Annotated in this window: 24 protein-coding genes, 1 tRNA gene and 1 pseudogene; 4 read left to right on the forward strand and 22 right to left on the reverse strand. The window is 44.4% G+C overall.

Annotated elements, in window-relative coordinates; translation table 11 throughout:
* Nucleotides 1-13 precede the first annotated feature (13 nt).
* The 4 genes from HMPREF9421_RS07690 to rpiA all read right to left on the reverse strand — a co-directional run bounded on the left by HMPREF9421_RS07690 (nucleotide 14) and on the right by rpiA (nucleotide 3,395).
* Nucleotides 14-823: a purine-nucleoside phosphorylase gene (locus HMPREF9421_RS07690; RefSeq protein WP_006596453.1), complete on the reverse strand. Its 810-nt coding sequence runs from the start codon at nucleotides 821-823 to the stop codon at nucleotides 14-16.
* Between the two features lie 12 nt (nucleotides 824-835).
* Nucleotides 836-1,378 carry a DUF1697 domain-containing protein gene (locus HMPREF9421_RS07695; protein ID WP_006596454.1) on the reverse strand — a complete coding sequence of 181 codons (543 nt, stop codon included), beginning with the start codon at nucleotides 1,376-1,378 and terminating at the stop codon, nucleotides 836-838.
* Nucleotide 1,379: 1 nt separating this feature from the next.
* Complete coding sequence (locus tag HMPREF9421_RS07700; RefSeq protein ID WP_006596455.1) at nucleotides 1,380-2,591, reverse strand: phosphopentomutase; 1,212 nt, start codon at nucleotides 2,589-2,591, stop codon at nucleotides 1,380-1,382.
* A gap of 126 nt (nucleotides 2,592-2,717) precedes the next feature.
* Complete coding sequence (gene rpiA, locus HMPREF9421_RS07705; RefSeq protein ID WP_040803071.1) at nucleotides 2,718-3,395, reverse strand: ribose-5-phosphate isomerase RpiA; 678 nt, start codon at nucleotides 3,393-3,395, stop codon at nucleotides 2,718-2,720.
* A 162-nt stretch (nucleotides 3,396-3,557) separates the two neighbouring features.
* On the opposite strand from rpiA, the gene mnmE reads away from it, so the two are divergent.
* Complete coding sequence (mnmE, locus tag HMPREF9421_RS07710; protein WP_006596457.1) at nucleotides 3,558-4,931, forward strand: tRNA uridine-5-carboxymethylaminomethyl(34) synthesis GTPase MnmE; 1,374 nt, start codon at nucleotides 3,558-3,560, stop codon at nucleotides 4,929-4,931.
* A gap of 44 nt (nucleotides 4,932-4,975) precedes the next feature.
* On the opposite strand, the gene HMPREF9421_RS07715 is transcribed toward mnmE, so the two are convergent.
* The 8 genes from HMPREF9421_RS07715 to HMPREF9421_RS07750 form a co-directional block, all read right to left on the reverse strand.
* Nucleotides 4,976-5,788, reverse strand: coding sequence for a PrsW family glutamic-type intramembrane protease (locus HMPREF9421_RS07715; protein WP_006596458.1), 813 nt, complete (start codon nucleotides 5,786-5,788; stop codon nucleotides 4,976-4,978).
* Between the two features lie 133 nt (nucleotides 5,789-5,921).
* The gene (locus HMPREF9421_RS07720; RefSeq protein WP_006596459.1) at nucleotides 5,922-6,545 is read right to left on the reverse strand and encodes a hypothetical protein; all 624 of its coding nucleotides are present in this window, start codon (nucleotides 6,543-6,545) and stop codon (nucleotides 5,922-5,924) included.
* 395 nt (nucleotides 6,546-6,940) lie between these two features.
* Nucleotides 6,941-7,615, reverse strand: coding sequence for a hypothetical protein (locus tag HMPREF9421_RS07725; RefSeq protein ID WP_006596461.1), 675 nt, complete (start codon nucleotides 7,613-7,615; stop codon nucleotides 6,941-6,943).
* A 174-nt stretch (nucleotides 7,616-7,789) separates the two neighbouring features.
* Nucleotides 7,790-7,861 (reverse strand) — tRNA-Arg (locus tag HMPREF9421_RS07730).
* A gap of 43 nt (nucleotides 7,862-7,904) precedes the next feature.
* The gene (rplS, locus tag HMPREF9421_RS07735; RefSeq protein WP_003003254.1) at nucleotides 7,905-8,252 is read right to left on the reverse strand and encodes a 50S ribosomal protein L19; all 348 of its coding nucleotides are present in this window, start codon (nucleotides 8,250-8,252) and stop codon (nucleotides 7,905-7,907) included.
* A gap of 117 nt (nucleotides 8,253-8,369) precedes the next feature.
* Nucleotides 8,370-9,581, reverse strand: coding sequence for a chloride channel protein (locus HMPREF9421_RS07740; protein ID WP_006596462.1), 1,212 nt, complete (start codon nucleotides 9,579-9,581; stop codon nucleotides 8,370-8,372).
* Between the two features lie 10 nt (nucleotides 9,582-9,591).
* Nucleotides 9,592-9,864 carry a chorismate mutase gene (locus HMPREF9421_RS07745; RefSeq protein ID WP_006596463.1) on the reverse strand — a complete coding sequence of 91 codons (273 nt, stop codon included), beginning with the start codon at nucleotides 9,862-9,864 and terminating at the stop codon, nucleotides 9,592-9,594.
* Between the two features lie 133 nt (nucleotides 9,865-9,997).
* The gene (locus HMPREF9421_RS07750) at nucleotides 9,998-10,441 is read right to left on the reverse strand and encodes a flavodoxin (RefSeq protein ID WP_006596464.1); all 444 of its coding nucleotides are present in this window, start codon (nucleotides 10,439-10,441) and stop codon (nucleotides 9,998-10,000) included.
* A gap of 177 nt (nucleotides 10,442-10,618) precedes the next feature.
* Between HMPREF9421_RS07750 and HMPREF9421_RS07755 the strand changes: the two genes are divergently transcribed.
* The 3 genes from HMPREF9421_RS07755 (at nucleotide 10,619) to HMPREF9421_RS07765 (ending at nucleotide 13,216) form a co-directional block, all read left to right on the forward strand.
* Nucleotides 10,619-11,557, forward strand: coding sequence for a DHH family phosphoesterase (locus HMPREF9421_RS07755; protein ID WP_006596465.1), 939 nt, complete (start codon nucleotides 10,619-10,621; stop codon nucleotides 11,555-11,557).
* Between the two features lie 183 nt (nucleotides 11,558-11,740).
* A complete protein-coding gene (locus tag HMPREF9421_RS07760) occupies nucleotides 11,741-12,751 on the forward strand; it encodes a hypothetical protein (protein ID WP_006596466.1) in 1,011 nt (336 codons plus the stop codon).
* A 222-nt stretch (nucleotides 12,752-12,973) separates the two neighbouring features.
* A complete protein-coding gene (locus HMPREF9421_RS07765) occupies nucleotides 12,974-13,216 on the forward strand; it encodes a type B 50S ribosomal protein L31 (RefSeq protein WP_003016441.1) in 243 nt (80 codons plus the stop codon).
* A gap of 100 nt (nucleotides 13,217-13,316) precedes the next feature.
* Here HMPREF9421_RS07765 and ldcB read toward each other — a convergent pair whose 3' ends face one another.
* The 10 genes and pseudogenes from ldcB to HMPREF9421_RS07810 all read right to left on the reverse strand — a co-directional run bounded on the left by ldcB (nucleotide 13,317) and on the right by HMPREF9421_RS07810 (nucleotide 20,838).
* Nucleotides 13,317-14,090, reverse strand: coding sequence for an LD-carboxypeptidase LdcB/DacB (gene ldcB, locus HMPREF9421_RS07770; RefSeq protein ID WP_006597250.1), 774 nt, complete (start codon nucleotides 14,088-14,090; stop codon nucleotides 13,317-13,319).
* A 10-nt stretch (nucleotides 14,091-14,100) separates the two neighbouring features.
* Nucleotides 14,101-14,892 carry a TcaA NTF2-like domain-containing protein gene (locus HMPREF9421_RS07775; RefSeq protein ID WP_420864459.1) on the reverse strand — a complete coding sequence of 264 codons (792 nt, stop codon included), beginning with the start codon at nucleotides 14,890-14,892 and terminating at the stop codon, nucleotides 14,101-14,103.
* A gap of 144 nt (nucleotides 14,893-15,036) precedes the next feature.
* A pseudogene (locus HMPREF9421_RS11165) lies at nucleotides 15,037-15,249 on the reverse strand (TcaA second domain-containing protein); the annotation flags it as partial.
* Between the two features lie 12 nt (nucleotides 15,250-15,261).
* Nucleotides 15,262-15,891, reverse strand: coding sequence for a hypothetical protein (locus tag HMPREF9421_RS07780; RefSeq protein ID WP_006596469.1), 630 nt, complete (start codon nucleotides 15,889-15,891; stop codon nucleotides 15,262-15,264).
* 81 nt (nucleotides 15,892-15,972) lie between these two features.
* The gene (locus HMPREF9421_RS07785; RefSeq protein ID WP_006596470.1) at nucleotides 15,973-17,118 is read right to left on the reverse strand and encodes a DUF6574 domain-containing protein; all 1,146 of its coding nucleotides are present in this window, start codon (nucleotides 17,116-17,118) and stop codon (nucleotides 15,973-15,975) included.
* A gap of 98 nt (nucleotides 17,119-17,216) precedes the next feature.
* The gene (locus HMPREF9421_RS07790; protein ID WP_006596471.1) at nucleotides 17,217-17,498 is read right to left on the reverse strand and encodes a rhodanese-like domain-containing protein; all 282 of its coding nucleotides are present in this window, start codon (nucleotides 17,496-17,498) and stop codon (nucleotides 17,217-17,219) included.
* Between the two features lie 21 nt (nucleotides 17,499-17,519).
* Nucleotides 17,520-18,011 (reverse strand): prolyl-tRNA synthetase associated domain-containing protein, encoded by a 492-nt coding sequence (locus tag HMPREF9421_RS07795; RefSeq protein WP_006596472.1) that lies wholly within the window; start codon nucleotides 18,009-18,011, stop codon nucleotides 17,520-17,522.
* Nucleotides 18,012-18,043: 32 nt separating this feature from the next.
* Nucleotides 18,044-18,637 carry a uracil-DNA glycosylase family protein gene (locus HMPREF9421_RS07800; protein ID WP_006597256.1) on the reverse strand — a complete coding sequence of 198 codons (594 nt, stop codon included), beginning with the start codon at nucleotides 18,635-18,637 and terminating at the stop codon, nucleotides 18,044-18,046.
* 52 nt (nucleotides 18,638-18,689) lie between these two features.
* The gene (pepV, locus tag HMPREF9421_RS07805; RefSeq protein WP_006596474.1) at nucleotides 18,690-20,096 is read right to left on the reverse strand and encodes a dipeptidase PepV; all 1,407 of its coding nucleotides are present in this window, start codon (nucleotides 20,094-20,096) and stop codon (nucleotides 18,690-18,692) included.
* Nucleotides 20,097-20,232: 136 nt separating this feature from the next.
* Nucleotides 20,233-20,838: a nitroreductase family protein gene (locus HMPREF9421_RS07810; RefSeq protein ID WP_006596475.1), complete on the reverse strand. Its 606-nt coding sequence runs from the start codon at nucleotides 20,836-20,838 to the stop codon at nucleotides 20,233-20,235.
* Nucleotides 20,839-20,899 lie beyond the last annotated feature (61 nt).

A 20,899-nucleotide genomic window follows, 5' to 3' on the forward strand; every position in this document is an offset into this window, starting at 1 on the left:
CTTTCCAAGGTTCTTACAATTCAGCAAGAATAGCTTTAAGCAAGCCTTTGAAGTCACCCTTAACGCGTTCTGTCACTTCGACTACTTCTTCGTGGTTGAGCTCTTCTTGGAAACCAGCTGCAAAGTTGGTAATACATGAAATACCAAGAACCTTCAAACCAGAGTGAGCAGCAACGATAACCTCAGGAACTGTAGACATACCGACAGCATCTGCACCAAGAGTCTTATACGCACGGATTTCAGCTGGAGTTTCATAAGTTGGACCAGTCACACCGATATAAACCCCATCATCCAATTTAATGCCCAATTTGTCTGCTACTTGATGAGCAGTCTCGCGGTATTCTGGAGTGTAAGCTTTGGACATATCAGGGAAACGTGGACCAAAGTCTTCCAAGTTTTCACCGATCAATGGGTTTTGACCTGTCATATTGATGTGGTCAGTAATAGCCATCAAGGTACCAGGACCGAAGCCGATACCTCCAGCAGCGTTGGTGACAAGCACTCCTTCACATCCCAAAACTTTCATGACACGAACTGGGAAAGTCACCACTTCCAATGGGTTTCCTTCGTAGAAGTGGAAACGTCCTTGAAGGGCCAAGACTTTACGTCCAGCAAGATCACCATAAACCAATTTACCAGCATGTCCGACTACTGTTGATTGACCCCAGTTTGGAATGTCAGAGTAGTCTACTACAACTGCATTTTCGATTTCTTCAGCCAATTCTCCAAGGCCTGATCCAAGGATCAAACCAAACTCAGGAGCTTCGATTCCTTTGCCCTTCAAAAATGCTGCTGTTTCATTGATTTTTGCTAATAATGTCATTGTGTTCTCCTTTTATTTTTTAAGTAATGTACCGATTTTGTCAAAGGTATTGGCGTTGCGAATAGTCATCTGGCGATAGAAAGGCATCTTCATCAGATGTTTGTGGTAGGCCGTTTTAGCATAGCTTGCTTCCGAGAATTTCCCCCAGAAAACCGCTACCTTGCCAAAGTGGAGCACTTCTTCTCCCAAATCTAAAGCAAGCAGCTTCTCTTCTACGGTTTCCCTACCCAAGCCCTCGGTGTAAAAGAGGACATCCTTACGAGCCATTTCTTTTGACCACCATTTCGGCAAGCTCGCACATTCTGCTTCATAGTCTTCTCGACTCAGGAGAGAAAAGCGCTCAATAAAGGGATAATGGTTCTCAAAGAAGGTCGACAGCCCCTCCACTAACTGAGACCGCGAAAGATCCGTCGTAAAGAAGATATTGCCACTGTTGATGTAGGTTTCCACCTGGCTGAGGCCTAGATCCGTCAATTGCTGACGCAGATCCGCCATGACCACCTTATTCTTGCCGCCAACATTGATTCCTCTTACGAGTAAGGCAAATCGCGTCATCTTAGACCAATTTATCTAAGAAGCTTTCACCGATCATGGCTTTCTCCACACCGAAGTTGTCCGCCACTGTAGCTGAGATATCCGCAAAGTGTCCAACAGGGATCAAGCCACTACCTTTGAAGGATGGGCTATAAGCCAAGAATGGGATGTATTCACGCGTATGGTCTGTACCAGCGTAAGTTGGGTCATTTCCGTGGTCAGCCGTGATCATCAAGAGATCATCTTCTTTCATAGCAGCGATGATTTCTGGCAAGCGCTCATCAAACTCATGCAAGCAATCACGGTAACCGTGTGGATCACGACGGTGTCCATAAAGGGCATCGAAGTCTACCAAGTTAGTGAATGAGAATCCATGTTTAAAGTCTTCTGATTTCATAGCCTTGATCAAGTTGTCAATACCGTGGCTGTTTGATTTGTTGTGGCCCATATCGTGGTTGATACCAGCACCATTGAAGATATCACTAATCTTACCAACTGAGTAAGTATCGATACCAGCTTCGTTCAATTTGTCCAAAACAGTTGGCGCAAATGGTGAAACAGCCAAGTCACGACGGTTGGCCGTACGTGTGAAGTTTCCTGGTTCCCCAACATATGGACGAGCAATAATCCGTCCAAGAAGTGCTGGACGTTCCAATGTAATAGAACGAGCATATTCACAGATACGGTAGAGTTCATCCAAAGGAATAATCTCTTCGTGGGCTGCGATTTGAAGAACTGGGTCAGCTGATGTATAGATGATTAACTCGCCTGTTTCCATTTGACGTGGTCCGAAGTCATCGATGACCGCTGTACCAGAATAAGGTTTGTTAGCTTCGCGGATGACCTTACGACCTGAGAATTCTTCAATCTTAGTAATAATTTCTTCTGGGAATCCATTCCAGAAAGTATCAAACGGTTCTGTAATATTAAGACCCATGATTTCCCAGTGACCTGTCATGGTATCTTTTCCAAGAGAGACTTCTTCTAACTTCGTTGCGTAACCAGTTGGATTGCTCTCAGCAGGTACAGTCTTTAAGGGTTGTTCACGCGGAATATTTCCAAGACCAAGCTTTGCCATGTTTGGTACATTCAAACCAACTGCTTTTGAAATGTGTCCAAGTGTGTCAGATGCGCCATCAGGTACACCGGCATTGACAAAGTTATTAGCATCTGGAGCTGCTCCGATCCCTACTGAATCCAATACAACTAAATGCATACGATTAAATTTTGGCATTTTGAATGTCTCCTTTATAATTTAAACTGAATACAGTATAACACAATTTTTTGAAAATGTAACGCTTTCATATAAAATTTTATAAATAAGTTTTATATCCGTAGAAAAAAGGACAAAATGCCCTTTTTAAAGTGATTTGCTAATGATTTTTGGACCTTCTGGTGTCCCTACGATGACTTTTGAAACCATTCCTAAAAAGAGACCATGATCGACAACACCGACAGTCCGGTCCAACTCTTCTGCTAAGGCTTCAGCATCTGGGATCACTTTCAAATCCAAATCAATAATAAAGTTCCCTTGGTCGGTCACAAAGCGCTGGCCATCCTTTTCACGATAAGCTGGTGAATAACCCTTCTTCTCAAAATGACGGAAAAGATTCTCTGCCCCGTATTGAACCACTTCTACCGGCAGTTTAAAGGCACCAAGCGTCTCCACTTGTTTAGACTCATCGACAATCCAGATGCAGTCTTTTGAGTTGGTCGCAACGATTTTCTCCATCAAGAGGGCACCGCCCCCACCTTTAATCCCGTTCAAAGCTGGGTCTACTTCATCTGCACCATCTACTGTCAAGTCTACCACTTCTACATCGTCAATGGCTTTGAGAGGAATTCCCAAGCCTTCTGCCTGTTCATAGGTCACGCTTGAGGTCGTTACAGCAGTAATCTTCAAACCTTCTTCCTTGATGCGACGTCCCAATTCAGCCACAAAATAATAAGCAGTTGACCCTGTACCAAGACCGACAATCATGCCGTCAGTAACAAACTCAGCCGCCTTAATCCCTACCTGTTCTTTTAGGTTTACCATCATAGACCTCCATTTCTATTCATATTTAGTATAGCATATTGGCCGACAGATTTCACTACTTAACTGAAAACCTTTTCAACTTCTCCTTCTAAAAGCAATATCTTGCCCCTCTTGCTAGTTTACGATAGAATAGAAGGGAATACACAGGAAAAGAGAAGATACATGATTACTAGAGAATTTGATACTATCGCCGCGATCTCGACTCCGCTCGGTGAGGGGGCTATCGGAATTGTCCGCCTAAGCGGAACGGATAGCTTTAAAATCGCACAAAAAATCTTCAAGGGTAAAGACTTGACCAGCGTGGCTAGCCATACCCTCAACTACGGCCATATCGTGGACCCAGATAAGGATGAGATCCTCGACGAAGTCATGGTTGGAGCCATGCGCTCTCCTAAGACCTTCACTCGCGAAGATATCATCGAGATCAACACTCACGGTGGGATTGCGGTGACCAATGAAATCCTGCAATTGGTGATCCGCGAAGGGGCACGTCTTGCTGAGCCAGGTGAATTTACCAAGCGGGCCTTCCTCAATGGTCGTGTCGATTTGACCCAGGCTGAGGCGGTCATGGATATTATCCGCGCCAAGACCGACAAGGCTATGAACATCGCCGTCAAACAGTTGGACGGATCCCTGTCTGATCTGATCAACAATACCCGTCAAGAAATCCTCAATACTCTAGCTCAAGTCGAAGTCAACATCGACTATCCTGAGTACGATGATGTCGAGGAAGCAACCACCGAGATCATCCGCGAAAAGACCACTGAATTCGAAGCCCTCTTGACCAATCTCCTCAAGACTGCCCGTCGCGGTAAGATCTTGCGTGAAGGGATTTCTACTGCTATCATCGGTCGGCCAAACGTCGGCAAGTCCAGCCTTCTCAACAACCTCCTGCGTGAGGAAAAAGCCATCGTGACTGATATCGAAGGGACAACCCGGGACGTCATCGAGGAATACGTCAACATCAACGGGGTGCCCCTCAAGCTGGTCGATACGGCTGGGATCCGCGAGACCGAGGACATCGTCGAACGCATCGGTGTGGAGCGCTCTCGCAAAGCCCTTAAAGAAGCCGACCTGGTCCTTCTGGTCCTCAATGCCAGTGAACCCTTGACCGATCAGGATCGTCAGTTGCTAGAGATCTCTCAAGATAGCAACCGCATCATCCTCCTCAACAAGGTCGATCTCCCGCAGCAAATCGAGTTGGACGAGATTCCTGCCGATCATATCAAGATTTCCGTTCTGAAAAACCAAAATATCAACCAGATCGAAGACCGAATCAATGCCCTCTTCTTCGAAAATGCTGGCCTGGTCGAGCAAGATGCTACTTATCTCTCCAATGCTCGCCACATCTCTCTCATTGAGAAAGCCGTTGAAAGCCTCCAAGCAGTCAACGAAGGCCTGGCTATGGGCATGCCAGTAGATCTACTCCAAGTCGATCTGACCCGCACCTGGGAAATTCTCGGAGAAATCACAGGGGATGCCACTCCAGACGAGCTAATCACCCAACTCTTCAGCCAGTTCTGTCTTGGAAAATAGAATTCAAAAAAATCGTATGTTGCAAACATACGATTTTTCTATTATTAATTTCCTTGGTCCAGACTTTGAACAGTGAGGTAGGCTTGGTAGACCAAGAAGAGTCCTACTGCTGTCAAGAATGGAATAGCGAGAGGGAGTTCTGTCTCGATTTGGCCAAATGGTGAATTGCCGACAAAGTGAAGGCCAAAACCAGATACAAAATAGAACCAACCCGTCAGCATCAACTCCTTGCGACCTTTTGTCGCTTGGACGATCAAGAAGAGACCCACCATGAAGAGGGCTGTGTAGACCCAGTGTGATACGACTCCATTCATGATCCGACCTAGGATACCAGATACTGCGTAAGAGAAGCCTTCTGGCATGTCTTGACGGATATAGGCAAAGTCCTCCACAATCTGGAAACCAAGACCAGATGCAATCGCTAAAAGGAAGATAGATTTGATCCGACGCACATTGAACAAGTAGAGGACAAAGAAGATCGGAATCAACTTGAAGGGTTCCTCAAAGAGGGGGCCTGCAATCGCACTCTCATACTGGTTCCAAAAATCGCTATTTGGCGCTACCGCTTGAATCATCTCGTGGAAATAAGTGTTGGCAAAACTAGATAACCAACCTGCGATAAAGCCCCCACCTAGAAGAGAAAAGAGAACCGGAATCCAAGACAACTTCCACTTCTTGGCGAAATGAAAGAGAGCCCAAACTGCAGGAATCGCATAAACTAGGAGCAAGAGGACAGAGATACCAATGATCCCATACTGACTGCCTGTCATCCAACCAGCTGTGATAGACTGCGTCTCATAGGCCAGACCAATCGAGAGCAAGAATAAAAATAGAAACAAAATCGATTTGCGTTTCATAAAAAACCTTTCTTTAAAACAATTAAAAAGCTGGAATCCCAGTCTTTTTGTCTATATGGATATTGTAACAATAAAAGCTTAAAAAAACAATAAATGGAAATCATAAAGGCAATAATCTACAATTCATCATTTTCTAATCTTCCCATTTTGGTTGGCTAATTTCTGCAAAGGTATCGTCCTGATGGATCGCTTTTTCCACCTTCTCCACTGGGACGACTTGGAGCGGGATCTTCTTAAAAGGTCCCCAGTCTGTGACGATTGTCATTCGATACTGCTTCTTCATGACCCAGCATTTTTCTTCCCTTACATCGACATTCCCTACTCGTACTTGATGCTGGTAGCTTTCATGGATTAAGCATTGAGTCAAGGCTCTGAGCCGCTCACCCTCATCTGCTATCTCCAACTCGGCCAGCAGCTCTTGATCACTGACATCTTTTATCAAGATACTTCTTAGGTAGCTATCAAACCCTTTCAGATACTTGAATCCTAGCCAAAGCAAGCCCAGGATTAAGGCGAAAAAGAGGATGATTAAGATATAAAAGAGAAAGATTGGAAAGTCTGAGCCTTTTGCATTGGACTCACCAGTGAAAAACAAGAAGACAAGACTCAGCAAGAATAGCCCTGGCATCAGAAAGAAAATCCAGAAGATGGTCGATCCGTACACAAGAAAATCAGAGAGATTTTTCCCCACAACTAAGGCTCCAATGGAGGCTTTCTTTGGTGTTCCCATCTTGGCTGACTGATTCATTTTCCCCATGACCTACTCCTTTCGATCTATCTACCACATTCCCATCTTATATAAGGCTCTACAAACTATTGCAACTATGACACATCATCGTCTGAAAGTTATCCTCTCAAGGCAACCCTTGCTCAGTAAGTGAAATTGATTGTTCTCATTTTCCACTATTATATCATACAAGCACTTTCCCCAAGATCCATACTTCCATAAACCAACAAAAAAACACTGAATCTTCAGTGTTTTCTTTTCTATTTCTGTCCCCTGCAGGAACATAAAATATGCTTAGAAAGCCTATTCTAATAAGATTGAGGATAAACTTGATCAATATTTGGTCAAATTTTTGGCTAAATTATTTTTGGATTAACCTTCATGTTTTTATAAGAAATGAAATTTGATAAGACATTTTATCTTTTTTATGACTTACTATTTTTAAATATGGTTGATGTTATTTGAACTGTTTTTTCCTCTGAAATCATCTGAATTGTAATACTATAAATTGTATAACTAGAGTAACTTATTCTTATTCGACAGACAGTATCTTCTGGCATAAAGTACTTGTTTTTAAGATGTTTATAGAGATCCGAGTGATTTTCTGGTGCATAGATGATATCACGAAGTTCTGTTTCTGCACTCTTGAATGTTTCTTTCACATCTAAATAAGCAAAATGATCTCTTTTAATAACTAAATTAAGAATTTCCTCATCAAATAAAGGATTTATTTCCGATTCATAATTTAACTTCCCATTAGAATATGTAACCGGAACAGTTTCGTTATTCTCCCCAATTGTTATTGTATAATCACCTTTAATATCAGCTTGAGTAATATCTAAATCCACTTCGTATTTTTTTACTTCATCTTGATTTTCTATATAAACTCTACTAGAGTATGCCTTTAATCCCGTAAAATCCTTCTTGTCTTGTTCTAAAAATTTAAACATAGGTTCAAACGTTTTTTCGAATTCGTACTGCTTCTTTGTCCTGTTTTTGGGAATGGTTTCTCCACCCAAACTACATCCATTTAGAGCAAAAAGGGGTAAGATCATTAGCACTATACTAATACCCAAAAATAAGCGTTTAAGTTTCTTCATCTTTTTCTCCTAAACATTCTATGTCTATTATAACATAAGAAAGAGAGCGTTTTTTTACCCCGAATTACTTATTTTCATGAATTCTAATTACCTAAAATCTGCTATATAATCATCATCTTATGAGTTAATAACCAACAAAAAAACACTGAATATTCAGTGTTTTCTTTCTACTTCTGTCCCCTGCCGGAATCGAACCAGCAACTACTCCTTAGGAGGGAGTTGTTATATCCATTGAACTAAGGGGACCTATAAAAAAAGAAGCGAGATCACTCCCGCCTCCTTGTTCGTCTTAACGACGGATTTCTTTAATACGAGCTGCTTTACCTTGCAATGCACGAAGGTAGTACAATTTCGCACGACGTACTTTACCGTAACGTACTACTTCAATCTTTTCTACACGTGGAGTGTGTACTGGGAATGTACGTTCAACACCGACACCGTTAGAGATTTTACGAACAGTGTACATTTCAGTGTGTCCTTGACCTTTACGAGCGATAACAACGCCTTCAAAGATCTGGATACGTTCACGAGATCCTTCGACAACTTTCGCGTGTACACGAACAGTGTCACCAGGACGGAATGCAGGGATATCAGTACGAAGTTGACCTTCAGTCAAGCTTTGGATTAATGGATTCATTTTATTCTCCTATCTTCGTCAATCTTGAGGGCTACTCCCCCAGCGGATAAACTGTATTTTTGTGCTTCCATTACGCACAAAGTTTATAATACCAAAAGAATGTCCGTTTGTAAAGGATTATTGCAACTTTTTCGCAACTTTTTGTTCAGCATAGATAGACAGGGCTGGAAAGAGACGCGTAGCGACCAGACAGACCAGGAGAAATGCTGGCCAATGCTGGAAACCAAAGACCTCACACCCAATCAAGATAGGTCCGATCGTCGTCGAGGTTGCTCCGGCAAAGACCGCCGCATAGCCTAAGGCGGCTACCAGATAAATCGGAAGTCCAAAGAAAGGAGCTAGCCAGACACCCAGACTCGCCCCGATAGAAAAGAGCGGGGTCACTTCTCCTCCCTTATAGCCTGCAGCAATGGTCGTCACCGTAAAGAGAAGCTTGAGGATCCAGTCTGCTCCAGTGATCAAGTTCTTGCCTTCAGCTCCCGCAAAACTTTGGGAGATCAGGTTGGTCCCCAGTCCTGTATAGCGACCTGTCCCAATCAGATACAAGAGGACACTTAGACCGAGACCGACGACTCCAATCCGCACATAGGGATTGACAAAGGCCTTAGCAAAACTAGTTTTTAACTGCCCCAAAAGATAGGCAAAGAGCTTGCCTGTCAGACCAAAGATGAGCCCTAAGAGAAGAAACTGCAGGAGCACTTGAGGTGATAGGGAGAGCTTGTCTGAAAACACTTGAGTAAACTTCTCTAGCCCCAAGGTGTGAGAGGTCCAACTAGCGACAAAGGCTGCAATAGTCGCAGGATAGAGAGCACGCCATTCTAGTCTCCCTATCACTAAGACTTCCATGGCAAAGAAGATGGCAGCTAGGGGCGTCTGAAAGAGTCCGCCAAAGCCAGCAGCCATCCCAGTGACCAAATAGATCCGTGAAGCGTCTGGGGCAAGTCCCTCTCTTCGTAGAGCATGGGCGACTGTTCCTCCAAGCTGGACCGCCACTCCTTCTCGACCAGCGGATCCACCAAAGAGATGGGTCAACCAGGTAGAAAGGATGGTCAAGGGAATCAAGCGCTTGGGAATGTCTTTCTCCCTACCCTCTCCGACTTCAAAGAGGAGCTCCATCCCTTTTTGACTCTTGCCTCCATAGGTTTGATTGAGATAGGTGATCAAGATACCTGCTAGCGCCAGAAAGGGTAAGAGATAGAGAAGGTAATCCGTACGAACTTCTCCAATCTCGATCAAGACACGCCCAAAGAGGGTATCTATCACCCCAACGATTCCCCCGATCAGGAGAGCATCTAGGGTATAAACTAAGGTTCTTTTAATCATCGTCATTGCAAGCTCCCTAGTCCGTATCTAATTGATCGGCCTGGTAGCCTCTAGAGCGCTTCATCAAGTCCCGATAAGTGGCAAGGATGGTCTCTTCATAGCGTTTTTCCTGTACCAAACCAGCTACATTGGCTAATACCTCATCTTCTCTAGCCCGGTCCAACACAGGATTTTGATGGGTTTCTTTGTACCGAATGATATCTTCCACACAGTGCATCCGGCGTTCTAATAGACGGACCAATTCTTTATCAATGCTATCAATCTCTTGGCGAATCTTCTCTAATTCCATACACTGGTCTCCTCACTTTTTGCTACCCATTTTATCAAAAATCGGGCAATCTTACTAGCCCCATCCAGCTATTGAAGGTTTTTAGCCATAAAAAAAGTGCCTGCCACATGCAAACACCTTTCTTAACTATGGATTAGCCGACTTTTGCTACAAGTTCTTCTGCAAAAGCTTCTAATTTTTCAATATCTTCGTCTTCAGCTGACAGATCCACTTTGACGCACTCAGAACCTTTAACCGCACCCGTCGCTGCAAAGACACGATCAAAGTCATCGACCGCCTTACAGAACTCATCATAGAAGGTATCACCTGAACCAACGACACCGTAGATCTTACCGTTCAAGTCAAGACCAGCTAAGTCTTCATAAAAGTCAACGATTTCGTCAGGAAGCTCACCATCACCGTAGGTATAGGTTGCTACGACTGCAATATGAGCCTCAAGAAAGTCCTCTGCGTCTACTGTTGTACATTCATCGACTTCTACCTCGACACCAAGATCACGAAACTTGTCTGCTACGATATCAGCAATCTCTTCTGTATTTCCTGTCATACTTGCAAAAACAATCTTTGCTAATGTCATAATTCCCTCCAAATAATAATCTTATGACATTATACCACTTTCGCGCGCATTTTGCATGGGGAAGTTCTGGGTACCTGGCATTGTTCGGAAATTCTCTACCAGAGAGCCAGACAATCTTTTTCTTTTCCAAATGCCCGCCTTATGCTAAAATTGAATGAGAACTAAATGAGGTACTATATGCAGATTACACAGGACATTTTAGAGAAAATCAACCAATACGATACCATTATCCTTCACCGTCATATGAATCCCGATCCGGACGCGATAGGAAGCCAAGTCGGCCTGAAAGAAATCATCCAGACCAACTTCCCAGACAAAAGAGTCTTAGCTACCGGCTTTAACGAGCCAACTCTTGCTTGGATGGCTAGTATGGATACTGTCACAGATGAAGACTATGCAGGTGCCCTGGTCATTGTCATCGATACTGCCAATACCCCTCGCATCGATGACAAGCGCTACACAAGCGGCGATTTTCTGATCAAGATTGACCACCATCCAAACGACGATGCCTACGGAGATCTCCTCTGGGTAGACACCGACTCGAGCTCTACGAGCGAGCTCATCACCCTCTTCGCTCTTGAACAACAGCTTGAGATCAGTCCAGAAGCGGCCCGTCTCCTCTATGCCGGCATTGTCGGAGATACTGGACGCTTCCTCTACCCTTCGACGACAAGCCGGACTTTCGAGATGGTTGCCCACCTTCGTAGCTTTGACTTTGACTTCGCAAGTCTTTCTCGCCAGATGGATAGCATGAGCTCTAAGATTGCCAAGCTTCAAGGCTATGTCTATGACAATCTCGAAATCGATGAAAATGGAGCAAGTCGCGTGACCCTTACCCAAGAGCTCCTCAAACATTACCAAATCACAGATGCCGAGACTGCTGCGATCGTCTCAGCACCTGGTCGAATCGAAGACGTCAGTGTTTGGGCTATTTTTGTCCAGCAAGCCGATGGCCACTACCGCGTCCGTATGAGAAGTAAAGCTCTGGTGATCAACGAGATTGCCAAACGCCACGATGGTGGAGGCCACCCACTCGCCAGTGGTGCAAATTCCTATTCCTTAGAAGAAAACGAGCAAATCTATCAGGAACTACAGGAAGTTGCCAAAGCAAAGTAGATATTCATGAAGAATCAAATACACAGGTCAGTCATCTCTAGTGGAGATGATTGGCCTTTTTTCATTTTAAACAAAAACGAATGAATTTTAATAATATTAAGAATAATGTGAACGATTTCTTACATTTCCATTCCAGTTTGAGCTTATTTATGCTATAATAATCACAAAAAAAGGAGACGTTTTATGCATAAACATCGTATTTTTATCATTGTCGCAGCAGCTCTTACTGCCATTTCTACCTTTTTGCCATGGAGTACACTTAATGGTGGATCCTTCGGAAGTTATTCTTTCAGTGGAATTCGAGGTGAATTTGGATGGGTCATCGTTGTCCTAGCTATTGGTGCCATCGTTCTAGCTTGTCTTCCAAACATTGCTCCACCAATGAACAAGAATTTTTCCATTGGTGTCATTGCTATCGGTATTCTTGAAAGCTTAATTACGATCATCACTATGTTTAGAGTTTTGGGTGCTTCATCTGAATTCGGTGATGGCTTTTCTATTGGTTTTGGTTTGATTATTGCAGTCATTGCAAGTGTTGCTATTGTGATCACAGGACTTCTTGCGATGTCTGGTGGTAAAATCACTAAAGGAACATTCCAAGAACTTGCATCAACAAGTAGAGGATTCGCACAGTCTGTTGCATCATCTGTCCAATCACCACAACAACCGGGTCAACCTGGTCAACAACAATGGCAACAACCACAACAAGGGTTTGGTCAGCCTGCTCCAGGACAAGGATTCCAACAAGCGCCTCAACAAGGATTTGGTCAACCTGCTCCAGGACAAGGGTTCCAACAAGCACCTCAACAAGGATTTGGTCAACCTGCTCCAGGACAAGGGTTCCAACAAGCACCTCAACAAGGGTTTGGTCAACCTGCCCCAGGACAAGGATTCCAACAACCGCAACAAGGGTTTGGTCAACCTGCCCCAGGACAAGGGTTCCAACAAGCACCTCAACAAGGGTTTGGTCAACCTAATCAACAACAATGGCAACAACCGCAACAAGGGTTTGGTCAACCTGCTCCAGGACAAGGCTTCCAACAAGCGCCTCAACAACCTCAACCAGGATTCCAACAAGCACCTCAACAGCCTCAACAAGGTTTCCAACAAGCACCTCAACAAGCTTGGCAACCACAAGAGCAACAGCAACCTCAACAACCAGAACAGCCAACTACTGAACCTGGTCAAGAATAAATAGATTTCTATTGATCATACATGTCCAACATTTCCTTACTAGGGGTGTTGGTCAGAGTGGGAAAAGCTTGCCTAATAGGATGAGCTTCTCCCACTTTTTTTCTTTATAAAATGCGAAAAATTTGGTAAAAATCCTTGCCAAACTCTTTTGTTTTTGATAAACTAGCTTAGTAACAATCTATGGCTCGGAAAGAGACCATGGCAGAAAGGAAATATTGCAAAATGAAAAAAGATATCCATCCAGAATATCGCCCTGTTGTCTTCATGGACACTACTACTGGTTACAAGTTCCTTAGTGGTTCAACTAAGTACTCTAGCGAGACTGTTGAATTCGAAGGTGAAACTTACCCATTGATCCGTGTTGAAATTTCATCAGACTCACACCCATTCTACACTGGACGTCAAAAGTTCACTCAAGCAGATGGACGTGTGGATCGTTTCAACAAAAAATACGGTCTCAAATAAGAAACCCATCAAAACCACTTCCACTTGGCAGTGGTTTTTTCTTGTCCTGCCCAACACAAAAACACCGCTCCTTCAGGTTCCTGAAAGAGCGGTTTTCTTGTTATTCGTAGTCGCCACCGGTAAAGTTGAAGTATTCTTCTAAGCTTTTTCCTGATGCTGCGACATCTTTTGCATCTTCTCCGATATAGCGAAGGTGCCAGCTTTCCGGCATGTAGCCCGTGCTCGCTTCTTTTCCTTCTTGATAACGGACGATAAAGCCATACTTGGCAGCGTTCTTGAGCAACCATTTGCTTGCGCCTTGTTCTTGAACGAGATTGCCACTGGTATCGATGAGGTCAAATGCTAGACCTGTCTGGTGCTCGCTATAGCCAGGACGAGCTGAGTAGCGATCTGCTGCAGCGACACCGTCTTGATTGACATAGCTTTGGTAGAGATCTACTTGGGTCTCATAACTGCGGAAACCACTGTACTGATCACTGATAGCATAGCCTTCAGCCTGCATGGCTGCGATCAACTCGTGCAAGGCCGCAACAGCTGTTGGATCCTCACCTGGATTGTAGTCTGCAGCTAAGGGGTAGTGCTTGTTGGCGATGACGATATCTCCAGACTTTCCTTGGACACTGTAATAAGAGCCATTAAAGGAAACACCTTGGTCCACCGTTACTTCGCCTGCCTTCTTCGTTGACTTTTTGTTATCGTCAGATGAAGTTGCTTCAGAAGCACTGGTTTCTTTGCTGGCTGACGACTGAGCAACTTGCTTACTGGAAGCAGGCTCTTTTTGAGATGAGCTCTTTGACTCCTTCTGTTGGCCACAAGCACCTAGGCTCAACAGAACCAGGCCAGCAAGCGTCCATTTTGTCATGCTTAATTTCATCATAAACCTCCTAATTACCAGCCGTGACCGCAATAGCCGTAATCACGTAAGTATCCCCTACAGGTTTCAGGGTGTAGGTCTTGTCCTTGCTACTCTGGCTATCTTTTCGGCTGGTCACATAGTGCACAGTATATTCTTCATGGGTTTTCACGATCACCATTCCATTCTCTTCGGTAACGCTGAGAACATTGAAAACACCTGGTGTATAGTAGTCGATTTCAGCCTTCTTGACTCCGCCACCTGTTGTCCACTCCACCATTTCCTTATAGGCATCACTTGAAGTGTCATAGTACTTGGAGTAGGTGTTGGATCTACTTGAGACAGATGAGAAGATTTCTGTCCGGTAGTCTTGGAGGAAGGAGGTGATAGCAGTTTTCTTCTCTTCTGCCTTCTTGGCTTCTTCTTCCTTGGCTTTACGAGCTGTTTCTACATCTTTTAATCGTTTGGCTACATCCTTAGAAAACTTCAAAGTGATGACTTCATCATCATCCGGAGTTTCACCGATCGTAACCTTGGCCTTTTCAGTTGTATAGCTCTCATTGTTGACACTAAAGACTGCATGGACCTCGATTTCTTGATGGGCTACGACATCGACTTCAAATAAAGTACTTGTGCCGACTTCCTTGCCATTCACGGCTACCTTGATATCCGTTGGATTGCTGACTTCCTCGGGGAATTCAACTTCCAGAAGACGTTTTTCAGAATTGAAGGTCAAGTCCAGCTTATTCTTCGAAGCTTGAGCTGGATCTAGCTTGACCTCACTAGAGATCTTTCCAACTTCGGTCTTACCGTCTAGTTGCATGTCTCGAGGTGCAAAGTGAACCTTTCCAAGTTTGGTTGTTTGGTTTTTCTTGAGCACAGTCGACTCTTTTTCACTGGTCTTAAGCTTGGCATCATCCAGATTCGTAGTTGCTGTGACTTCAAGTGGATAGGTCGCGATGCGGTATTCTTGGAAGATACCGAATTTCTTATCCGCCTTCTCAATCCCGATTAGCAGATTCTGTTTTTTGTCTTTGACAATACCTGTTTTTGAAGACTGGGCGATATGATCTAATTCGTAAATGACATCGATCTTCTGAGCAGTCATGTAGTCAAGCAAGCCTTGAGCTTCTTCCTTGGTCCACTTGTCCTTGTCACTAGAAAGGATGCTAGCCACTTCCCGGTAATCCTTTTATTCAATGGCTGTGACCAATTTGTCTACTGTCACCTGTGGGCCCGTAGTTGTCGAGAAGTAATAGCCTAGTCCAGACAAGGCCAAGACCAACAAAGCCAAAATACTGAAGAAGAAAACTTTCTTTTTCTTGCCCTTTTTCTCTTTTTTGACTTTCTTTTCTTTCTTTTTCTTGCCTTTCTTGACAGTTTCTTCTTGCTCTGGCGCTTCTGCTGGCGCTAGGCCTTCAACTGGCTGGGACAGACTTTCTGGAGCCTCTGACGGGCTCTCCACTGGCGCGAAGACCTGTGTTGTTTGATTGGTCTCATCCAAGTGAATCGTTGGAGCAGGTCCTTCTACAATTTCAAAGTTCTGGCTACGAGCTGATTCAATCTCTTCTGGAAGTGGCGCACGTCCATAGAGGGCGAAGAAACGCTCTTCCCAGGCCTGTTGGAGTGGATTTACAAGCTCTACTACTGGTTCCTGCCCTCCTAGTCCTGGCGCTTCTGACGCCACTTGGTCGATCGCTACTCCAGCAATCGATTTGATTGCCTTAAAATCAAAGCCGGAATCTCTTCCGGCAATGAATTCTTCAGGAGTAGGTTTGCGACCGATCACTTTTTCAAATAATTCTACCCATTTTTTGTTCATCGGTATGTTCTCCTAAAACCTAAAATATTTTTTATCCGATATCTATATGAACAAGAATTTTATGACAAGGTTCCTACCCGATTAAAAGAAGGAAGCGATATAGACGGATACTTGTTCTAAAATGCGTCTGTCAACGATGCCAACAATTGTGAAGATGACTAGAATGACTGCTGTTGAAGCAAGGAGCAACAAGAATTTGTCAGCCTTGATTTTTGTTCTGTTCAAACCTTGGTAAACAGTGTATAGCAAGCCTAAGAAATAGAGAACGAAGATTAACGATCGAAGGAAGCTAAATCCTTCAAAGTACTTAACTAGAGAAAAAATTAAGACAATGAGGGATGCTGGCAAGGCATAGATAGACAAGCGAGCAAACTCATCGAATGAACGTTTGTAGGTGTATTCTTTATCTTGCAAGACAAGGTGACGAACCAAGAAACCAGTTAATTGAGTGGCGTAAATTGTAAAGAAAGTTACAATGACAATCAATAGGTAAGCCGTAAATCCTACTTGAGCGTAAGGGAAGGCACTCGCCACGAAGAAAAGTGAGAGGCTAAGGATAAATGCAGTTAAGACATAATGAAGAATACCATTCAATACTCTTGGTTGATTTTCTACTGTTGGGCGAGCCAAAGCAGATACAATCCATGACCAGAATCCTTTCATTGCTTGACCAAAAGCGTTTGGTTGAGCAGGTTGTGCATAATAGGCTTGACCTGGTTGAGGTTGCCCTGGATAAGGTGCTTGTTGGAAAACTTGACCTGGAGCTGGTTGACCAAATCCTGGTTGTGGCTGTTGTTGAGGCGCTTGTTGGAAGCTATTTGGTTGAGCGCCAAATGCTGGTGCTTCTGGGGCAGCATTGAACTGTGGTGCTTCTTGAGCTGGTGCTTCTGGTGCAACATTGAACTGTGGTGCTTCTTGTACTGGTGCTTCTGGCGCAGCAGTGTATTGTGGTGCTTCTTGCACTGGTGCTGCTGGAGCAGCAGCGAATTGTGGTGCTTCTGGGGCAGCAGCAAATTGAGAAGTCACTTCTTCTGGTGCAGCTGGAGCAGCAACAAATCCAGCGTTTACTTGGTCTGGAGCTACTGGAGCACCTACAAATTGTGAAGCTTCTTGGGCTACCTGTTCTTCTTGGAACTCACCTGCAGCCAATGCTTGAGCGATCTCTGCTTCAGTTGCTGAACGACCGTTCACAGCTTCAAAGTAATCAAGCCAATCCTGTTTGATCATAAAATAATCTCCTTATAAAACAAAATACAGATATATTATATAAAAATTTCCACTAGAATTCAATGTTCTACCGGAATTCACAAGCTAGGATATCCCAGCTATTCCAATGCATCCATGCCACCTTGGACGTTGGTCACGTCATAGCCCGCTTCTTCCAAAAATTGGCAAGCGCGGGCTGAACGCCGACCAGACTTGCAGATGACATAATAGGCTTGTCCCTTGTCCAGTTCTGAATACCGTTCTGCCAACACTGATAAGGGAAGCAAGGTCACCCCATCCAGATGAAGGGCATCATATTCCTCCTGCTCACGGACATCGACGACGTTAATTTCTCCTGCTTGGTACTTTGCTAAAAAGTCATTAAATGGAATTTCTTTCATGATTTCTCCTTTTTGATGCCACTAGGGCAAGGTTAGTATTTCATAGTTAAAATCAATAGATTCTAAAAAGCGGAATAGGTCTTGGGTTTTGATAAAGATCGTCTTTTCATTCGTGTTAGGATGGAAGGTCATGATTTCCTCTGACACAATGTCCTGATCAAAATAAACGAGAATATCCTTATTTTCATTGTTTAACAATCCAAAGGGAGATACTGTCCCAGCTGGTAATTGCATTTTTTCTGCCAGAGATTCAGTTGAAGCCATACGGATCCGATTGGCTCCTACTTGGTCTTTGAAATCCTCCATGTCCAAAGGTTTCTGGTCATCCATGATGAGCAGATAGTACTGGGTTTTCTTTTTGTTGGTCAAAAACATGGATTTGGTCCGGACCCCTTCTAGACCTTCAATATAGGAATCGGCCTGCTCAGTAGTCAATGCCGGTGGGTGTTCCACCACATCAAAATTAATCCCGAGTTGGTCTAATCTATCTTTGACTTTTTGATATGCTTCCATAGAATACCTCCCCCTGTATATATCACTAATTATTATTTGTTAAACTCTGCTAAAATCTGCTGAACCCGAGCCTGAAGAGCCGGCACCACTTCTGCCTCAAACCAGGGATTCTTGGCCATCCAGATCTGATTGCGGGGCGAAGGGTGGACCAGAGGGAAATAATCTGGCAGGTAGTCCTTGTATCGGCGCACCCGCTCGGTCACCTTGCCACTGACTTTCTCATGGAGATAGTAGGCTTGGGCGTACTGGCCAATCAAGAGAGTCAACTCAATATCCGGACACTCCTTAAGGAGCAGAGGGTGCCACTTTTCCGCAAAGCCCTTGCGAGGTGGCAAATCCCCTGACTTGCCATGCCCTGGGAAATAAAAGTCCATGGGAATGACCGCAAATAGACCCGAATGGTAAAAGGTCTCTTCATCGACTCCCAACCATTCCCTTAAGCGGTCCCCACTCTTGTCCTTCCAATAGAGGCACGCTTCTTGTGTTTTCAGTCCAGGTGCCTGTCCGATGATATTGATCCGAGCAGTCTTTGGTGCCGCAAACAAGGGCTCAATCCCCTTATCCGTATAGTCTTTGTTTTGTGGATCGGCCATGATGGCCTCTTTGATCCGCTCTAGTTGCTCCATTTCTCCTCCTCTAAGCAAAAACTCAGCCAGCAAGTGCCGGCTGAGTAGCATCTTATTTGATGAGTTCGTAGATGGCTTCTGCGTAGATTGCAGCTGCACGGTAGAGATCTTCTACATCCGCAAATTCATTGGCTTGGTGCATCGTGTTCACATAGTCTGGGAACATGGCACCGAAGGCAACCCCACGTTTTAATAGACGACCAAAGGTTCCGCCACCGATTACTTGCTCATGACCTTTCAGTCCGGTTTGTTTTTCATAAACACGCAAAAGCGTTGAGACCAATTCATCTTCCATAGGAACATAGTGAGGGGTGTGGCCGTGGGCTGACAAGCTAACGGATGCCACTCCTTCTACTATTTCAAGTCCAGCTTTGATGGTTTCTGGATCTGTTCCTTTAGGGTAACGAATGTTCAAGGCGATGGTGTTATCTGAGCTGTTTTCGTCGAAGTTGAAGACACCCGCATTCATGCTGAGAGCCCCCATCTTCTCATCTGTATGGGCAATGCCAAGCTTCTCACCAGCAAAGTCTTCATGGAGAAGAGATGCTGACACTTGCAAGTATGCTTTGGCATCTCCACCGAAGTCAAACTGGTTCAAGAAGAGAGCCAAGTAGGTTGCTCCATTGATACCAGCTTCTGGTGTAGAGCCGTGGGCAGATTTCCCGATAATAGTGAGCTTGTACTGGTCTTCATCTACTGTAGACACTTCATAACGAAGTTGGTGTTCATTGGCAAAGGCATCAAGGAGATCCACTAAATCTGGCAATTGCCCAGAAACGACTGCAGTTGCTGACTCAGGTACCATGTTTTCACGAAGGCCACCGGTGAAGCTATGAAGATGCGCTTGACCTGTGTTTTGACCACCGAAGTGGAGATACTCGGTAATGTTTCCTTTTTCCCCGTTGATGATTGGGAATTCCGCATCTGGTGAGAAACCAAAGTCTGGATCAGAAAGGCCGACATGTTTGAAATAGTAGTCCATATCGCCCCAACCAGATTCTTCATCTGTACCGACCACAAAGCGCACGCGCTTAGATACAGGTAATCCCAGATCCTTGATAATCTTCAAACCGTAGTAACAAGCTACTGTAGGTCCCTTGTCATCAGATGAACCACGTGCATAGAGCTTGCCATCGATAATCTCAGGTTTGTAAGGATCTGTGTTCCAGCCACTACCAGCAGGTACCACATCCATGTGGGCAAAGATCCCGAGCTCTTCTTCCCCTTGTCCAAAGGTGAAGTGTCCAGCATAGTTATCCACGTTAGTTGTTTCGTAGCCATCACGCTTAGCAATTTCCAAGAATTTCTCAAGGGCTTTGACTGGTCCAGGTCCATAAGGATGAGTCGCATCCGCCTGGCTGTCATCCCGTTCTGAGTTGATTTCCAAGAGGCTGAAAAGGTCAGCCATCATTTCTTCGCGGCGTTTTTCTACTTCTGCTTTAAAGTCAATTGTTGTCATGCATTCCTCCGTTATTTCGATTTAAATTGAACACTACAAAATCCCATCAGCGACTATCCACTAGCCTGCCAAAGGATTCTAGAAAACCGGACTTGTATCGTACGAGACGAGGACCATCCGGTTATTTCTGTTGTTATTAGCGTTTTTCGATGATTTCGTCTACTGGCAAGCGGTAGCTAGGTTCTACCTTCTCAGCAGCATAGCCGACAGTAATCAAGAGTTCTGGACGGAAACGTTCTTCGATTTCCAAGACTTCATTGACTTTTGATTTGTCAAAGCCAAGGATGATGTTCGAGCCGATCCCTTGGTCAGTCAAGGCCAATACCAAGTTCATCGCGACCAACCCAGCATTTAATGCCAAGTAATCGCTGATCTGTTGCTCATTGTAACGAGCATATTCGGCAGGAAGGTTTTGCATGAAGTATTGCAACTGCTCATCTGTGAAGTTCTTGACCCCACCGACACGCGCAATCTTCCGAGCCCGACGTTGCAAATCGGTATCTGTAAAGAGAGCGATGGTCACAGGTGCTTCCATGACTTGGTCATAGTTCCCACCGTAAGCTACTTTTGCCAATTCCGCATTTTTCTGACGAACGACCACGAATTTCCATGGTTGGCTATTGTGTGCACTTGGAGCCAAGGTCGCAATTTCAATAGCTGTCCGCACATCCTTTGGATCGACCGGCTGGTCTGTAAAATGCTTGATCGCATGACGTTTTTTGTTGAGTTCTAGGAATTTCATAGTCAACTTCCTTTTCTAATTCTATTACTTCTATTTTAACACAAAATGAAAGAGCTTGCAG

It is taken from the genome of Streptococcus australis ATCC 700641, assembly GCF_000186465.1.
Lineage (GTDB): Bacteria > Bacillota > Bacilli > Lactobacillales > Streptococcaceae > Streptococcus > Streptococcus australis.

Excerpts from the sequence above, each read along its gene's own strand:
- HMPREF9421_RS07690 (WP_006596453.1), bottom strand. The coding sequence starts at position 823 with ATGACATTATTAGCAAAAATCAATGAAACAGCAGCATTTTTGAAGGGC.
- HMPREF9421_RS07695 (WP_006596454.1), bottom strand. The coding sequence starts at position 1,378 with ATGACGCGATTTGCCTTACTCGTAAGAGGAATCAATGTTGGCGGCAAG.
- HMPREF9421_RS07700 (WP_006596455.1), bottom strand. The coding sequence starts at position 2,591 with ATGCCAAAATTTAATCGTATGCATTTAGTTGTATTGGATTCAGTAGGG.
- rpiA (WP_040803071.1), bottom strand. The coding sequence starts at position 3,395 with ATGGTAAACCTAAAAGAACAGGTAGGGATTAAGGCGGCTGAGTTTGTT.
- mnmE (WP_006596457.1), top strand. The coding sequence starts at position 3,558 with ATGATTACTAGAGAATTTGATACTATCGCCGCGATCTCGACTCCGCTC.
- HMPREF9421_RS07715 (WP_006596458.1), bottom strand. The coding sequence starts at position 5,788 with ATGAAACGCAAATCGATTTTGTTTCTATTTTTATTCTTGCTCTCGATT.
- HMPREF9421_RS07720 (WP_006596459.1), bottom strand. The coding sequence starts at position 6,545 with ATGGGGAAAATGAATCAGTCAGCCAAGATGGGAACACCAAAGAAAGCC.
- HMPREF9421_RS07725 (WP_006596461.1), bottom strand. The coding sequence starts at position 7,615 with ATGAAGAAACTTAAACGCTTATTTTTGGGTATTAGTATAGTGCTAATG.
- rplS (WP_003003254.1), bottom strand. The coding sequence starts at position 8,252 with ATGAATCCATTAATCCAAAGCTTGACTGAAGGTCAACTTCGTACTGAT.
- HMPREF9421_RS07740 (WP_006596462.1), bottom strand. The coding sequence starts at position 9,581 with ATGACGATGATTAAAAGAACCTTAGTTTATACCCTAGATGCTCTCCTG.
- HMPREF9421_RS07745 (WP_006596463.1), bottom strand. The coding sequence starts at position 9,864 with ATGGAATTAGAGAAGATTCGCCAAGAGATTGATAGCATTGATAAAGAA.
- HMPREF9421_RS07750 (WP_006596464.1), bottom strand. The coding sequence starts at position 10,441 with ATGACATTAGCAAAGATTGTTTTTGCAAGTATGACAGGAAATACAGAA.
- HMPREF9421_RS07755 (WP_006596465.1), top strand. The coding sequence starts at position 10,619 with ATGCAGATTACACAGGACATTTTAGAGAAAATCAACCAATACGATACC.
- HMPREF9421_RS07760 (WP_006596466.1), top strand. The coding sequence starts at position 11,741 with ATGCATAAACATCGTATTTTTATCATTGTCGCAGCAGCTCTTACTGCC.
- HMPREF9421_RS07765 (WP_003016441.1), top strand. The coding sequence starts at position 12,974 with ATGAAAAAAGATATCCATCCAGAATATCGCCCTGTTGTCTTCATGGAC.
- ldcB (WP_006597250.1), bottom strand. The coding sequence starts at position 14,090 with ATGAAATTAAGCATGACAAAATGGACGCTTGCTGGCCTGGTTCTGTTG.
- HMPREF9421_RS07775 (WP_420864459.1), bottom strand. The coding sequence starts at position 14,892 with ATGCAACTAGACGGTAAGACCGAAGTTGGAAAGATCTCTAGTGAGGTC.
- HMPREF9421_RS07780 (WP_006596469.1), bottom strand. The coding sequence starts at position 15,891 with ATGAACAAAAAATGGGTAGAATTATTTGAAAAAGTGATCGGTCGCAAA.
- HMPREF9421_RS07785 (WP_006596470.1), bottom strand. The coding sequence starts at position 17,118 with ATGATCAAACAGGATTGGCTTGATTACTTTGAAGCTGTGAACGGTCGT.
- HMPREF9421_RS07790 (WP_006596471.1), bottom strand. The coding sequence starts at position 17,498 with ATGAAAGAAATTCCATTTAATGACTTTTTAGCAAAGTACCAAGCAGGA.
- HMPREF9421_RS07795 (WP_006596472.1), bottom strand. The coding sequence starts at position 18,011 with ATGGAAGCATATCAAAAAGTCAAAGATAGATTAGACCAACTCGGGATT.
- HMPREF9421_RS07800 (WP_006597256.1), bottom strand. The coding sequence starts at position 18,637 with ATGGAGCAACTAGAGCGGATCAAAGAGGCCATCATGGCCGATCCACAA.
- pepV (WP_006596474.1), bottom strand. The coding sequence starts at position 20,096 with ATGACAACAATTGACTTTAAAGCAGAAGTAGAAAAACGCCGCGAAGAA.
- HMPREF9421_RS07810 (WP_006596475.1), bottom strand. The coding sequence starts at position 20,838 with ATGAAATTCCTAGAACTCAACAAAAAACGTCATGCGATCAAGCATTTT.